Genomic DNA, 14,051 nt, shown 5'->3' with positions numbered 1-14,051 from the left:
ATTCCAAGAGCACAACATGTCAGCACACGCCCTTTCACCCCTAGCAAAAGCGCTGATGATGCGCGGTCTGCTCAAGCCTCGCGTTTTATCCACGACCCTGGGCATTGCCCTGGCCCTGCCATTGAGCGCCCAGGTTCAAGCACGCGAAGTGGTCTTCGACATTCCGGCGCAGCCGCTGTCCAGTGCCCTGCAGAGCTTCGGCCAGCAAGCCGACGTGCAGCTGCTGTTCAGCCCTGACGACGTCATGAACCTGCGCGCTACAGCAGTGCGCGGGCGCCTGCAACCAGAGGCCGCAATCCGCATCCTGCTCGGGAGCACGGGCCTGGCGTACAGCCTGCAGGGCGATACCCTGACGGTGACCGGTCGCCGTTCATCCAGCTCGGTCGAACTGGGCACTACCACCATTGCCGCGTCGGGGCTGGGGAGCACCACCGAAGGCACGGGTTCGTACACCACCGGTTCCACCAACACCGCTACCAAGCTCAACCTGAGCCTGCGCGAAACGCCGCAATCGGTCAGTGTCGTGACCCGCCAGCGCATCGACGACCAGAACCTGCGCAGCATCGGCCAGGTACTGGAGCAAACCCCCGGCATCAACGTGCAGAGCCCGGGCAGCGACCGCCTGTATGTGTTTTCCCGTGGCCTGGCGATCGACAACTACCAGTACGATGGCGTGCCTTCCACCTCCTTCGCCTTCAGCCAGGCCCTGCCGCAAGCGCTGTCGGACATGGCCATCTACGACCGGGTCGAAGTGGTGCGTGGCGCCACCGGCCTGATGTCGGGCGCGGGCGATCCCTCCGGCACCATCAACCTGGTGCGCAAGCGCCCCACCGACAACTTCAAGGGCTACGTCAGTGGCGGCCTGGGTTCATGGGACCTGTACCGCGGCGAAGTCGATGTGTCCGGGCCGTTGACCGAAACCGGCAACCTGCGCGGTCGCGCGGTGGCCGCGTATCAGCAAGGCAACAGCTTCACCGATCATCTGCAGCAGGAAAAAACGGTGCTCTACGGCATCGTCGAAGCCGACCTGACCGACACCACCCTGCTCAGCGTTGGCGTCGAATACCTCAACAGCGACCCACGCGGATTTTCCACCACCGGCCTGCCGATCATCGACAACAAAGGCAACCGCGTGCAGATGAAACGCTCCGATAACGGCGCCAGCCGCGACAGCACCAACCGTCAGGAGTCGGTCAACGCCTTTGCCTCGATCGAGCAGAAACTGGCCCACGACTGGACCCTGAAAGTGGCCGCCAACTCGCTGTATGGCACCCGTGACTACGACTCGGTGATCGTTGGTACCACTACCGGTTTCGTCAATCCCGCGACCGGCACCGGCCTGCGCTACACCGCCACCAAGGGTGACAACACCCAGGAACAGCGCGGCGTCGACATCATGCTGTCGGGGCCGTTCGAACTGGGCGGTCGCACCCACGAGCTGGTGGTCGGTTTCAACTACCAGGACTACGAAAACCGCCGCAACGGCTTCGGCAACCTGACCGCCAGTGGCGGCAGCGACAACGGCGTCAGCGGCAAGCCGGTGAACATCTGGACCTGGGACAACTATGGCCCGACGCCGGTTTACACCATGAACCGTGAAGACGATGACATCAACCAGTGGCAGAACGGCGCCTACCTGGCCACCCGCCTAAAGCCCACCGACGACGTGTCGGTGATCCTCGGCGCGCGGGTCAGCAACTACAAATACGATGCCTCGCTGCACTACAACGTACCGAGCATGGTGCGCTTCAACACCGACGACTCGGTCAAGGTCAGCGGCGAAGTCACCCCCTATGCCGGCATCGTCTACGACCTCAACGACGTGCACTCGGTCTATGCCAGTTACACCAGCATCTTCAAGCCGCAGCCCTATCGTGCTCGCGACGGCAAGCTGCTCGACCCGCGTGAAGGCGACAACTACGAAATCGGCCTGAAGAGTGAGTACTTTGGCGGTCGCATGAACAGCGCCATCGCCTTGTTCGAGGTCAAGCAGGACAACGATGCCGTCGCCGACGGCACGGTGGAGGGCAACGACCTCATCACTGCCTATAAAGCGGAGAAAACCAAAACCAAAGGCATCGACATGGAAGTCAACGGCGAGCTCATGCCGGACTGGAACGTCGCGGCCAGCTACACCCATGCGGTGGTCAAGGACCATGACGGCGAACGGGTAAAGACCATCATCCCGGCTGACATGGTCAAGTTCTGGACCACCTATCGCCTGCCTGGCGAGCTGGACCGCCTGACCATTGGCGGTGGGGTGAACTGGCAGAGCGGTATTCACTTCACCGTGGACTCGTGGCAGTTGAACGCACCGGCCAAGGCCAAACAGGGTGACTACGCGACGGTCAACCTGATGGCGCGCTATCAGCTGACACCGCAATGGTCGACGACTGCCACGGTGAACAACCTGTTCGACGAGAAGTACATCAGCTCCCTGGATGACAACTTTTACAGCGGCTCCTACGGTGAGCCTCGCAGCTTTCTGCTGAGCACCAAGTACGAGTTCTGATTGCACGACGAGTGAATGCCGACCCGGTGCAGGCCACGTGATGGAGTGTGGTCTTTGCCGGGTCGGCTTTTTTATGTGCGGAAGTGCGAGCGGGTCGAATTTCCGGCAGGTTTGTTTGCCGAAAAAATTGTTAACAACGCAACGAAACCTTTAACATGGCGCCCCCACCCGGTACCGGAGCCGTACTCAGTCATGCGCCACTGGCCCAGTTCCCTGCGCGCCCTGCGCCATCGCAATTTCCGCCTGTACTTCATCGGCCACTCGATTTCCACGCTGGGTACCTGGATCCAGCAAGTCGCCTTGTCATGGTTGATCTACCGGCTGACCGATTCCGTGGCCCTCCTCGGCCTGACCACGTTCGCCGCACTGATACCGCAACTGCTGGTAGGGCCCTTTGCCGGCGCCTGGATCGATCGCCATGACAAACGCCGGCTGTTGATAGTGGTCGAATCGGCACTGGCCCTGCAGGCCCTGGTTCTCGCCGGGCTGACCGCCAGCGAGCAGATCGGCCCGACCCTGATCGTGGCCATGGCTGCCCTGCTGGGCGTGCTGAATGCCGTGGACACGCCGCTGCGCCAATCGCTGCTCAGCCAGTTCGTCGACGACCGCCAGGACCTGGCCAACGCCCTGGCACTCAACGCCATGCTGTTTACCCTGTCGCGCTTCATCGGCCCGCCCCTGGCCGGCCTGTTGCTGGCGGTGGTCAGCGAAGCGGTGTGCTTTACCTTGAACGCGGTGTCGTACCTGGCGCTGGTCATTGGCCTTGCATGCATACGCCTGGCACCTTCTCTGCGGGCCAGCGGTTCGTTTCGCAATATCCTCGGCGAAGGGCTGCGCTATGCCCTGGACACCCCGCAAATCAAGCAGATGATGCTCAGCGTCATGGTGGTCAACCTCACTGCATCGAGTTACGTGGTGCTGTTGCCGGTATTTGCCCGCGATATCTTCGGCGGTGATGCCACCACCCTGGGCTGGTTGTGGGGCGCTGCCGGGCTGGGTTCGCTGAGCGCCAGCGTGATGCTGGCCGGCAATCGCAGCGCCGTGGCCCTGCAGCGTTTGATCCTGGCCTGCGCTGTTGCCAGTGCATTGGCCATGCTGCTGTTCGCCGCCAGCACGCAGATCGGCTTGTCGCTGGGTGCCATGGCCCTGCTCGGGTTCGGTATCACCGTGTGCAATGTCGGCACCAACATTCTGCTGCAAAGCGATGCACCGGAGGCGCTGCGGGGGCGGGTCGTTTCGCTGTACACCTCGACGCGCTTCGGCTTCGATGCCATCGGCGGCTTGCTCGCCGGGATGCTCGCCGCCCACCTGGGGGCGCCCGCCGTGCAGCTGGGAGCCGGTGCCCTGCTGTTGCTTTACTGTGCCTGGGCGACACGGCAGCTGAAGCTCAAACACGGCTGAATCGGCACGCCGCAACGAAAAAGGCCGCCCGAAGGCGGCCCAAAGGAGCACGCAGTAATCAGAAGGTGAGCAACCACAAGCTCAGCCCCGGGAAGGCGACCAGCAAGGCAATGCGCACCAGGTCCGAACACAGGAACGGCACAATGCCCTTGGCGGTTTCGCCATAGGGAACATCGCCGGCACTGCGCTGGACGATGAACAGGTTCATGCCCAGCGGTGGGTGGATCAATCCGATCTCCACCACCATCAGGGCGAGGATGCCGAACCAGATCGACTTGTCGGTTTCGCTCATGCCGAAGAAATCCAGGCCCATGATCATTGGGTAGAAAATCGGAATGGTCAGCAGGATCATCGCCAACGAATCCATCACACAGCCCAGCAGCAGGTACAGGCCAAGAATCACCAGCAGTACCAGCATCGGTGCCATGCCGCTGCCGATCACCCAGGCCGCCAGTTCACCCGGCATCTGGGTCAGCGCCAGACCTGAGTTGAGCAGGTCGGCACCGAGCAGCACGAGAAAGATCATTGCCGTGGTTTCGGCGGTACCCAGCATGCTCGCGCGAAAGCCGCTCCAGCGCATGCCGCCCTGCCACAGCGCCAGCACGCCGCACGCGGCAGCACCGATGGACGCCGCTTCGGTCGGGTTGGCCCAGCCGCCGTAGATACCGACGATCACCACCAGGAACACGCCAATTACCGGCGAGACGTTGATCAGTGCCTTGGCCCGCTCGGCCGGCGACGCCTTCTCCGATACGGTGGCCTGGCTCTCGTCACGGGCAACCATGACACGCAGCACGATCATGTAGCCGATGATCGCCAGTACGCCGGGAACGATGGCCGCGACGAACAGCTTGGCGATCGATTCCTGGGTCAGCACCGCATAGATGATCAACGGCACCGACGGCGGAATCAGAATGCCCAGGGTACCGCCCGCCGCCACGGTGGCCGTGGCCAGGCGTCCCGAGTACTTGTGCCGGCGCAACTCTGGCAGTGCCACATGGCTCATGGTGGCGGCCGTTGCCAACGATGACCCGCAGATCGCGCCAAAACCGGCGCAAGCGCCAATGGCCGAAAGCCCCATGCCGCCTTTCCAGTGCCCGATGAAAGCCGCGGCGCAGCGGAAGATCGCCTTCGACAAGCCGCCATGGGTGGCGAACTGGCCCATCATCACGAACAGCGGAATTACCGCCAGGTCGTAGTTGGACAGCCGCGAGTAGGCCAGCGAGTTGAGCGTGAACAACAGGCTAGACAAGTCGCCATCGTTGATCGCCCAAAAGCACGCGGCGCCGCCCACCAGCATCGTGACGCCAATGTGCACCCGCAACAGCAACAGCAACGTGGTGATACCCAGGGCGGTCAGCCCCAATGCCAAACCGCTCATGCGCGCCTCCCGGCTTTACGACAGATATCCTGAACACGCGCCAACGCGCAAAGCCCCAGCAGCACCAGGCTGGGGACAATCAACAACAGCGGGATCCACAGGGGGAATGCGAGCAGCGTGGTGGTTTCACCAAACTCGCGGCTGTCGAGCATCTGCAACCAGGTGCGCCAGGCCAGGATCCAGGCCGCCGCACAGCACAGCAGATGACCGATGCCATCCAGCGTGTCACGCGCCAACGCCGGCAACCACGAGGTCAGCGCATCGACCTTGATGTGCGTACCGCGCAACTCGCACAGCGGCAGGAACGCCGCAATGGCAATGGCGGCGCCGACTTCCACCAGCTCCATGTCGCCGCGTATCGGCATGGAAAACAGTTTGCGCCCGACGATGGACACCATCGACATGGCGACCAGGCCGATCAGCAACACGCCGCCGGCCAATGCAAAACTCTGGGTAAGGGCCAACAAGGTGCGGCGCACCCACCCACGATGCTGCTCGGCATCGAACTCGATAGTCAGAGATTCCTGCATGGCGGTTACTGCGCCAGGCCGGAGAGGCTACGCACGTCCTGCACCAGCGCCTTGCCATCCAGGCCCTTTTCATCGGCCTCTTTGATCCACTGCTGCACGGCTTCGGCGGTTGAGGCTTGCATCAGGCTGTAGTCTTTCGCCTCGATGGTTACCCGGCCTGCCGCCGGTGTGGCGACATAGGCGGCATCGCTGGCCTTGTCCCAGGCCGTGGCGAAACGTTCGGAGAGGGCCTTGCCGCTGTTGCGCTCGATGATGGCCTGCAGGTCTGCCGGCAGGCTGTCGAACTTGCGCTGGTTCATCAACATCGCCAGCACCGTGTAACCGAACGCGGGCTGCCCGACCGGGGTCACGCTGTGGTACTGGGTGACTTCATCCAGTTTGGTCGCGGGTACCACTTCCCAGGCCGCCAACGCCCCGTCGACCACGCCCTTGGATATGGCTTCGGTCATCTGCGCCGGAGGCATGCTCACCGGGGTCGCGCCCAGGCCTTCGACGGTTTTCGCCGCGGTGCGGCTCGACGCCCGCAACTTCAGGCCCTTGAGGTCAGCCAGGGTCTGTACGGCCTTGCCGCGGGTGTGCAGGTTCATGCCACCGTCACCGTGCACCACCAGCACCTTGTAGCCCTTGAAGTCGTCCTTGGCGTACTGCTCGTAGAAATTCCAGATGATCTCGTTGCCGGCCTTGCCGCCGTAGGGCAGTACGAACGGCAACTCCAGCGCCTCGACCCGTGGAAATTTGCCGGCCGAATACGCCGGCGCGGTCCAGACAATGTCGGCCACACCATTACGCGCCATGTCGGCAAGCTTGGCTGGCGTTCCCCCCAATTGCATCGACGGGTACAGCTGGCACTTGATGCGATCGTTGGATTCCTGACGCAGTTGCTCGCACCACGGCTCGATGATGTTGACCTGAGCGTTCGAGGTAGAAGGCAGGAAGTGCGCAACCTTGAGCGTGACGGTTTCGGCCTGTGCCGACGCGGCGCCCGCCATGGCCAGGCACAAGGCAGTAATTGTCATTATTTTCATGGTGTTAGCTCCGTTTTGTTGTTGTGGCCACGCTGGCGCGAAGGCTCTAAGGAAGCGCAATACGTTAATAAGTTAATTTTTTACCAGCAATTGTCAACCACCGCGCGCGCCATCATGTGTCGACGCAGGTGATTTATGCAGGTTGAAAAACGAGTTTTTGTCGTTTTATTTCAATGAATTAACAGAGCGAACGGCTGCCATTGGTGGCCCGTAATCTTTTCTTTTAGTGAAAAAGACTATTGTTAATAACTTAACAATATGGCTACATGATTTACGTGCGGCGCAAGGACCCAACGCCGTGCCAACACGCCAACAGCAATCCTAGAGACAACAACAATGACCAGGATTACACGCACTGCCCCGGCACTGGCCTGCCTGTTCGGAACCGCCTGTGGCTTCAGCCACATGGCACACGCCGACTTTCTCGGCGACACCAAAGCCAGCATCGAAGCCCGCAACATGTACATGAACCGTGATTTTCGCCAAAGCAACGCGCCACAGGCCAAGGCCGAAGAATGGGCGCAAGGCTTCACGGCACGTATCGAGTCGGGGTTCACCGAGGGCACCCTGGGTTTTGGCCTGGATGCCATTGCCGAAACCGCCATCAAGCTCGACTCCAGCCGCGACCGGCGCGGCACCGGCCTGCTGGCCTATGGCGCTGACAGCCTGGAGCCGGAAGACACCTACAGCGAACTGGGCCTGGCTGCCAAAGTGCGGCTGTCGAAAACCGTGCTGAAGGTTGGTACGTTGCAGCCGCAGCTGCCGGTGGCCGCCTACAACGACACGCGCCTGCTCTCCTCCACCTATGCCGGCAGCTTGCTGACGTCGCAGGAGATCGCCGGCCTGACCATCAATGCCGGGCGCCTGGAAAAGATCAACCAACGCGATTCGTCGAGCAACGACGAAATGAACTACAGCGGTGTCGACAGCGCCCACCTCGACCTGGTGGGTGGCAGCTATGCGTTGAGCCCGACGCTAGCGCTGAGTTACTACTACGCGCAGATGGACAACATCTACCAGCAGCACTATGCCGGGCTGGTCCACAACGCCACCTTGGCCGAGGGTGTAACACTCAAGACCGACCTGCGCTATTTCGACACCGGCGAGCAAGGCGACCAGCGATTTCGCAGCGCCGCCCGGGTCGACGGCGGACGGATCGACAACCGCTTCTTCAACGGCATGCTGACGCTGGGGGTCGGCGCGCACAAGTTCGGGGTCGGCTACCAGAACCTGTCCGGTGAGGGTGATTTCGCCTTCCCGGGCCTGGACCCGTACTCGGTCAACCTGGTGACGGTGAACACCTTCACCAAGGCCGAGACCGATGCCTGGCAAGCCCGCTACGACTACGATTTTGCCGCCCTTGGCGTGCCGGGCCTGGCCTTCATGACCCGCTATGTGAACGGCCGCAACATCGAAACGGCGCGGGTCAGCGGCGGCAAGGAATGGGAGCGTGACACCGACCTGGTGTATGTCTTCCAGTCGGGTACCTTCAAAGGTTTTAACGTTCGGCTACGCAATGCCACCTTCCGTTCCAGCGCAGGCTTGACGTCGGATATCGACGAAAACCGCATCATCATCGGTTACACCTTACCGTTGATGTGAGGCGTCTTGGCTGGCGATTCGCACCCGACGCTAGCGCGCGTCATCACCCGCGCGGCTGCGCGCCCGGTATTCGCCGGGCGTCTGCCCGGCGTGACGGGTGAAGAAGCGGCTGAAATACGCCGGGTCCTTGAAGCCAAGCTGGTAGCAGATTTCGTTCACCGTACTGCCGGTAAACAACAGCAGCCGCTTGGCTTCCTGCATCAAACGCTCAAACACCAGGCGCTTTGACGGCATGTCGGCAATACGCCGGCACACGTCATTGAGCCGCGCCTCGGTCACCCCCAACAGCTGCGCATACCGGCTCAGCGGCAGATGCTGCAGGTAGTGCGCCTCAATCTGCAGGTTAAACCCCTGAAAGATGTGCAGGTCTTCGCTGCGTGACGGCTGCGCCGTCAAGGCGCGCGCCGACAGCCGCAACAGGCTGATGAAAATCAGCCGGGTCAGGGCTTCCAGGCTCATGGCCCGTCCGGCCTGGTTGCCGGCGAACTCACCCCGCAACTGGTCGAACAGCAGGTTAAGCCGCGCCACTTCGCAAGCGTCGACATCATCCCCCTCACCCACGGCCACACAGATCGGCGCGATGCGCGCACCGCCGGCCAGGCCGACGCTTTCTTCCAGCAGCGGCCACACCAGTTGCTGGCTGACCGTCAGCACATGGCCGTCACTGTGCGCATCGGTGACAAACGCATGGGGAACGGTGGGTGGCGTGAGGAAGAACATCGGCCCTTGCTGCAGGTACAACTGGTCGTCGAGGTACACCCGCACGGTACCACTCTTGACGTAGTGCACCTGGAAAAACCGGTCGTGCCGGTGCACGGGCATGTTGCGCCCGAAAAAATCCGCCAGCTTGCCGAGCGCCTCGTAATGCACCTGGGCATCGGCATAGCGCTGATCGTAGGTCTGGCCAATGTGGATGTTGGGAATCGGGGGCCGCATCGCCATCAGCAGGTCTCACTCAGCAAAACAGGAGGGCGACGCCGGCCCGGGATCAGAGCTTGATCTGCTTCAGCTCTTCGAGCAGCGCCAGCAACTGCTGGAGTTTTTCTTCACCGAACTGCTCGAGGATGCGCTGGTAGTTGTGCTCCATGTCCTCGCTCATGGACACGAAGCATTGCTGGCCTTTTTCGGTCAGCCCGACGTGCACGCGGCGCTGGTCTTGCGCAGAGCGCCAGCGACGCACCAGGCCGTCACGCTCCATGCGCGACAGCACGCCGGTCATGCTCGGCTTGAGGATGCAGGCCTGTTCGGCCAGCTGATAACTCTCCAGCTCACCGCTCTGGCGCAGGATGCGGATGATCCGCCATTGCTGCTCGGTCAGGCCGTGCTGATTGAGCGACGGGCGAAAAAAGCCCATGGCCGCTTCGCGCGCTTGCAGCAGGGTCAGGGTCAGTGAAGGACGAGGTGCGGACATAAAGGGATCGGCCAGATAAGGGAAACAATGTCGATTTAAACAATAACTTGGAGCCGACGCAAACCGGCAATTGTTGCAGGTTTCGCCCCGCATAGAATCACCACGGCTTGACCATCGTTAACATATTAATTATAACATTAGCATGTTAACAATTTACCGGTGACAGCCCTCCCCTCAGGGCATCAACCAAACGCTATCCACTGGGAATCCCCAGCCCGATCCAGGAGTGAAGCAATGCGTCGCGCCGCTAGCGAAATCGCCACAGGCAACCTGTTCGGCATCGCCCTGAACTACACCGGCTTGCTGCACAGCCGTCTGCCCGAGTTCAACCAGCCGCCCTATCAGCAGCCACCGGTCAAGCCGGTGCTGTTCATCAAGACCCCGAACACCCGTAACGGCGACGGTCAACCGGTGGTTGCCCCCACCGGCGAGCGTCTGCAACCCGGCCCGGCATTGGGCGTGGTGATTGCCAAGGACGCCAGCCGGGTCAGCGCCGAACAGGCATTCGCGCACGTTGCCGGCTACGTGATCGTCAACGAGTTCAGCCTGCCGGAAGACAGCTACTACCGTCCGGCGGTCAAGGCCAAATGCCGTGACGGTTTTTGCTCGCTGAGCAGCGAAGTGGTGCCGGTCGAGGAAGTGGCCGATCCCCACAACCTGACCCTGAGCTTGTCGGTCAACGGCCAGGTCCGCCAGGAAAACACCACGGCCAACTTCGTGCGCAGCATTGGCCAGCTGATCGCCGAACTCAGCGAGTTCATGACCCTGCACGCCGGCGACGTCCTGATCACCGGCACCCCGGAAGGTCGGGTCGACGTTCAGCCAGGCGACCAGGTAGTCGTCGAAATCAGCGGCCTGGGCCGCCTGACCAACACCGTTGTGGCGGAATAAGGAGACCCACATGAAACACGCCCGCATCCGCTATGAAGACCAGGTGCATGCCGTCACCGTTGAAGCCGACAATGCCGTGCGCCTGCAAGACGGCCGCCTGCTCGCCGAAAGCGCCGTGCAATGGTTGCCGCCCGCCGAAGGCAGCATGTTCGCCCTTGGCCTGAACTACGCCGACCATGCCGCCGAGCTGGCCTTCAAGGCCCCGACCGAACCACTGGCGTTCATCAAGTCGCCCGGCACCTACACCGGCCATAACCAGGTGACCTGGCGCCCGGACAACGTCAAGTACATGCACTACGAGTGCGAGCTGGTGGCGGTGATCGGCAAGCCTGCACGCAACGTCAAGCGCGAGGATGCCCTGAGCTACCTGGCCGGTTACACCGTGTGCAACGACTACGCCATTCGCGACTACCTGGAAAACTACTACCGCCCCAACCTGCGGGTGAAGAACCGCGACTGCACCACCCCGGTCGGTCCGTGGATCGTCGATGCCGCCGATGTCCCCGACCCGTCGAAACTCACACTGCGCACCTGGATCAACGGCGAGTTGAAACAGGAAGGCAGCACCGCCGACATGATCTTCGACATCCCCTACCTGATCGAATACTTCTCCAGCTTCATGACCCTGCAACCGGGCGACATGATCGCCACCGGCACGCCCGAGGGCCTGGCCGATGTCGTACCCGGCGATGAAGTGGTGGTGGAAGTGGAAGGCGTTGGCCGCCTGGTCAACCGCATCGTCAGCGAACACGCATTCTTTGCCGCCCGCGGCTAACCCGGAACAGAGCACACAGCATGATCAAGCACTGGATCAACGGTCAGGAAGTCGAAAGCCACGACACCTTCACCAACTACAACCCGGCCACCGGCGAAGCCATCGGTGAAGTCGCCAGCGGCGGCGCCGATGAAATCAACCTGGCCGTCGCCGCGGCCCGGGAAGCCTTCCCGAAATGGGCCAACACCCCGGCCAAAGAGCGCGCCAAGCTGATGCGCAAGCTGGGCGAACTGATCGACCAGAACGTGCCGCAGCTGGCCGAGCTGGAAACCCTCGATACCGGCTTGCCGATCCACCAGACCCGCAACGTGCTGATACCGCGCGCGTCGCACAACTTCGACTTCTTCGCCGAAGTCTGCACGCGCATGGATGGCCACAGCTATCCGGTCGACGACCAGATGCTCAACTACACCCTGTACCAGCCGGTCGGCGTGTGCGGCCTGGTGTCGCCGTGGAACGTACCGTTCATGACCGCCACCTGGAAAACCGCACCCTGCCTGGCACTGGGCAACACCGCGGTGCTGAAGATGAGCGAGCTGTCGCCGCTGACCGCCAACGAACTCGGCCGCCTGGCGCTGGAAGCCGGCATTCCACCGGGTGTTCTCAACGTGGTGCAGGGTTACGGCGCCACCGCTGGCGATGCCCTGGTGCGCCACCCGGACGTACGCGCCATCTCTTTCACCGGCGGCACCGCCACCGGCCGCAAGATCATGCAGACGGCAGGCCTGAAGAAGTACTCGATGGAACTGGGCGGCAAGTCGCCGGTGCTGATTTTCGACGATGCCGATCTCGATCGCGCCCTGGATGCGGCGTTGTTCACGATCTTCTCGCTCAACGGCGAGCGCTGCACCGCCGGTAGCCGCATCTTCATCCAGGAGACCGTCTACGACCAGTTCGTCGCCGAATTTGCCGCCCGCGCCAAGCGCCTGATCGTCGGCGATCCGACCGACCCGAAAACCCAGGTCGGTTCGATGATTACCCAGGCTCACTACGACAAGGTCACCGGCTACATCAAGATCGGCATCGAGGAAGGCGCCAACCTGCTTGCCGGCGGCCTGGAGCGCCCGGCCAACCTGCCGGCGCACCTGGCCAAAGGCCAATTCATTCAACCGACGGTATTTGCCGACGTCGACAACCGCATGCGCATCGCCCAGGAGGAAATCTTCGGCCCGGTGGTGTGCCTGATCAAGTTCAAGGACGAAGCCGAAGCGCTGCGCCTGGCCAACGAAACCGACTACGGTCTGGCCTCCTACATCTGGACCCAGGACATCGGCAAGGCCCATCGCCTGGCCCGTGGCATCGAAGCCGGCATGGTCTTCATCAACAGCCAGAACGTGCGCGACCTGCGCCAGCCGTTCGGCGGGGTGAAAGGCTCGGGTACCGGTCGCGAAGGCGGCGAGTACAGCTTCGAGGTGTTCGCCGAGATCAAGAACGTGTGCATTTCCATGGGCAATCACCACATCCCGCGTTGGGGCGTGTGACAATCCGCTCGCAAGCGTGACTCGACCGGGTTTATAAACCCGGTCAGGGTTGCCAGCTTCCTGCGTGCAGACCAATCACAAGAACCAGGCCCTTGAGGCCGCGCTAGGAGAAAGATCATGGGCAAACTCGCCCTGGCTGCCAAAGTCACCCACGTGCCATCGATGTACCTGTCCGAACTGCCTGGCCCACGTCAGGGTTTTCGCAAGGCCGCCATCGACGGCCATATCGAGATCAGCCGGCGCTGCCGCGAGCTGGGCGTGGACACCATTGTCGTGTTCGACACCCACTGGCTGGTCAATGCCAACTACCACATCAACTGCGGCCCGCACTTCAAGGGGCTGTATACCAGTAACGAACTGCCGCACTTCATCAGCAACATGGAGTACGCGTTCCCTGGCAACCCGCTACTGGGCAAGATCCTCGCCGAGAGCTGCAACCGTTTCGGCGTCGAGACCATGGCCCACGATGCCACCACCCTGGCGCCGGAGTACGGCACCCTGGTGCCGATGCGCTACATGAACGCCGATCAGCACTTCAAGGTGATCTCGGTCTCCTCACTGTGCACCTCACACTTTCTTCACGACAGCGCCCGCCTCGGCTGGGCGATGCGCAAGGCCGTGGAGGAACACTACGACGGCACCGTTGCCTTCCTCGCCAGCGGCTCGCTGTCGCACCGCTTCGCCCAGAACGGCCAGGCGCCAGAGTTTGCCACCAGGATCTGGAGCCCGTTCCTCGAGCAGCTTGATGAGCGCGTCATCGACATGTGGCAGAACGCCGAGTGGCCGGCCTTTTGCGGCATGCTGCCAGAGTACGCGGCCAAGGGTCATGGTGAAGGTTTCATGCATGACACCGCCATGCTGCTGGGGGCTTTGGGCTGGTCGGAGTATGACGCCCAGGTCGAAGTGCTGACTCCGTACTTCGCCGCTTCCGGCACCGGGCAGATCAACGCAGTCTTCCCGGTGACACCGCAAACCGGCACCAGCATTCCCGCAGCGCAGGCCTCCAATCCGGCCGCCGTTGCCACCAGCAGCCGACTCTGAT

At 62.2% G+C, this 14,051-nt stretch carries 12 protein-coding genes; 7 read left to right on the top strand and 5 right to left on the bottom strand.

What is annotated here, in order from left to right; genetic code table 11:
* Positions 1 to 16 precede the first annotated feature (16 nt).
* Together DM813_RS18320 and DM813_RS18315 are read left to right on the top strand one after the other, a co-directional pair.
* Positions 17 to 2,512 carry a TonB-dependent siderophore receptor gene (locus tag DM813_RS18320; protein ID WP_241653194.1) on the top strand — a complete coding sequence of 832 codons (2,496 nt, stop codon included), beginning with the start codon at positions 17 to 19 and terminating at the stop codon, positions 2,510 to 2,512.
* Positions 2,513 to 2,704: 192 nt separating this feature from the next.
* Positions 2,705 to 3,913 carry an MFS transporter gene (locus tag DM813_RS18315; RefSeq protein ID WP_128324791.1) on the top strand — a complete coding sequence of 403 codons (1,209 nt, stop codon included), beginning with the start codon at positions 2,705 to 2,707 and terminating at the stop codon, positions 3,911 to 3,913.
* 58 nt (positions 3,914 to 3,971) lie between these two features.
* On the opposite strand, the gene DM813_RS18310 is transcribed toward DM813_RS18315, so the two are convergent.
* The 3 genes from DM813_RS18310 to DM813_RS18300 are packed head-to-tail and all read right to left on the bottom strand — an operon-like array spanning position 3,972 to position 6,849.
* The gene (locus DM813_RS18310) at positions 3,972 to 5,294 is read right to left on the bottom strand and encodes a TRAP transporter large permease (RefSeq protein ID WP_128324790.1); all 1,323 of its coding nucleotides are present in this window, start codon (positions 5,292 to 5,294) and stop codon (positions 3,972 to 3,974) included.
* Positions 5,291 to 5,824 (bottom strand): TRAP transporter small permease, encoded by a 534-nt coding sequence (locus DM813_RS18305; protein ID WP_128324789.1) that lies wholly within the window; start codon positions 5,822 to 5,824, stop codon positions 5,291 to 5,293. The genes DM813_RS18310 and DM813_RS18305 overlap by 4 nt, the downstream gene beginning before the upstream one ends.
* A gap of 5 nt (positions 5,825 to 5,829) precedes the next feature.
* Positions 5,830 to 6,849, bottom strand: coding sequence for a TRAP transporter substrate-binding protein (locus DM813_RS18300; protein ID WP_128324788.1), 1,020 nt, complete (start codon positions 6,847 to 6,849; stop codon positions 5,830 to 5,832).
* 336 nt (positions 6,850 to 7,185) lie between these two features.
* On the opposite strand from DM813_RS18300, the gene DM813_RS18295 reads away from it, so the two are divergent.
* Positions 7,186 to 8,451 carry an OprD family porin gene (locus DM813_RS18295; protein ID WP_128324787.1) on the top strand — a complete coding sequence of 422 codons (1,266 nt, stop codon included), beginning with the start codon at positions 7,186 to 7,188 and terminating at the stop codon, positions 8,449 to 8,451.
* Between the two features lie 30 nt (positions 8,452 to 8,481).
* Here the strand turns inward: DM813_RS18295 and hpaA are convergent, their stop codons facing one another.
* Positions 8,482 to 9,393, bottom strand: coding sequence for a 4-hydroxyphenylacetate catabolism regulatory protein HpaA (gene hpaA / locus DM813_RS18290; RefSeq protein WP_128324786.1), 912 nt, complete (start codon positions 9,391 to 9,393; stop codon positions 8,482 to 8,484).
* Between the two features lie 46 nt (positions 9,394 to 9,439).
* Positions 9,440 to 9,862 carry a homoprotocatechuate degradation operon regulator HpaR gene (hpaR, locus tag DM813_RS18285; RefSeq protein ID WP_128324785.1) on the bottom strand — a complete coding sequence of 141 codons (423 nt, stop codon included), beginning with the start codon at positions 9,860 to 9,862 and terminating at the stop codon, positions 9,440 to 9,442.
* A gap of 234 nt (positions 9,863 to 10,096) precedes the next feature.
* On the opposite strand from hpaR, the gene DM813_RS18280 reads away from it, so the two are divergent.
* The 4 genes from DM813_RS18280 (at position 10,097) to hpaD (ending at position 14,050) form a co-directional block, all read left to right on the top strand.
* A complete protein-coding gene (locus tag DM813_RS18280) occupies positions 10,097 to 10,753 on the top strand; it encodes a fumarylacetoacetate hydrolase family protein (protein ID WP_128324784.1) in 657 nt (218 codons plus the stop codon).
* 10 nt (positions 10,754 to 10,763) lie between these two features.
* Positions 10,764 to 11,528: a fumarylacetoacetate hydrolase family protein gene (locus DM813_RS18275; RefSeq protein ID WP_128324783.1), complete on the top strand. Its 765-nt coding sequence runs from the start codon at positions 10,764 to 10,766 to the stop codon at positions 11,526 to 11,528.
* A 20-nt stretch (positions 11,529 to 11,548) separates the two neighbouring features.
* A complete protein-coding gene (gene hpaE / locus DM813_RS18270; RefSeq protein ID WP_128324782.1) occupies positions 11,549 to 13,009 on the top strand; it encodes a 5-carboxymethyl-2-hydroxymuconate semialdehyde dehydrogenase in 1,461 nt (486 codons plus the stop codon).
* Positions 13,010 to 13,126: 117 nt separating this feature from the next.
* Positions 13,127 to 14,050 carry a 3,4-dihydroxyphenylacetate 2,3-dioxygenase gene (gene hpaD / locus DM813_RS18265; RefSeq protein ID WP_128324781.1) on the top strand — a complete coding sequence of 308 codons (924 nt, stop codon included), beginning with the start codon at positions 13,127 to 13,129 and terminating at the stop codon, positions 14,048 to 14,050.
* Position 14,051: the final 1 nt, after the last annotated feature.

Source organism: Pseudomonas alkylphenolica, assembly GCF_004025535.1.
In the GTDB taxonomy this organism is placed as follows: Bacteria; Pseudomonadota; Gammaproteobacteria; order Pseudomonadales; family Pseudomonadaceae; genus Aquipseudomonas; species Aquipseudomonas alkylphenolica_A.
The sequence above is the reverse complement of the archived record's forward strand: the minus strand, read 5'-3'. Positions and strand labels throughout refer to the sequence as shown.

What these genes read in the sequence shown, in the direction of transcription:
- hpaR (WP_128324785.1), bottom strand. Translation starts at nt 9,862, where the DNA reads ATGTCCGCACCTCGTCCTTCACTGACCCTGACCCTGCTGCAAGCGCGC.
- DM813_RS18310 (WP_128324790.1), bottom strand. Translation starts at nt 5,294, where the DNA reads ATGAGCGGTTTGGCATTGGGGCTGACCGCCCTGGGTATCACCACGTTG.
- DM813_RS18295 (WP_128324787.1), top strand. Translation starts at nt 7,186, where the DNA reads ATGACCAGGATTACACGCACTGCCCCGGCACTGGCCTGCCTGTTCGGA.
- DM813_RS18280 (WP_128324784.1), top strand. Translation starts at nt 10,097, where the DNA reads ATGCGTCGCGCCGCTAGCGAAATCGCCACAGGCAACCTGTTCGGCATC.
- DM813_RS18315 (WP_128324791.1), top strand. Translation starts at nt 2,705, where the DNA reads ATGCGCCACTGGCCCAGTTCCCTGCGCGCCCTGCGCCATCGCAATTTC.
- DM813_RS18320 (WP_241653194.1), top strand. Translation starts at nt 17, where the DNA reads ATGTCAGCACACGCCCTTTCACCCCTAGCAAAAGCGCTGATGATGCGC.
- DM813_RS18300 (WP_128324788.1), bottom strand. Translation starts at nt 6,849, where the DNA reads ATGAAAATAATGACAATTACTGCCTTGTGCCTGGCCATGGCGGGCGCC.
- hpaE (WP_128324782.1), top strand. Translation starts at nt 11,549, where the DNA reads ATGATCAAGCACTGGATCAACGGTCAGGAAGTCGAAAGCCACGACACC.
- hpaA (WP_128324786.1), bottom strand. Translation starts at nt 9,393, where the DNA reads ATGGCGATGCGGCCCCCGATTCCCAACATCCACATTGGCCAGACCTAC.
- hpaD (WP_128324781.1), top strand. Translation starts at nt 13,127, where the DNA reads ATGGGCAAACTCGCCCTGGCTGCCAAAGTCACCCACGTGCCATCGATG.
- DM813_RS18305 (WP_128324789.1), bottom strand. Translation starts at nt 5,824, where the DNA reads ATGCAGGAATCTCTGACTATCGAGTTCGATGCCGAGCAGCATCGTGGG.
- DM813_RS18275 (WP_128324783.1), top strand. Translation starts at nt 10,764, where the DNA reads ATGAAACACGCCCGCATCCGCTATGAAGACCAGGTGCATGCCGTCACC.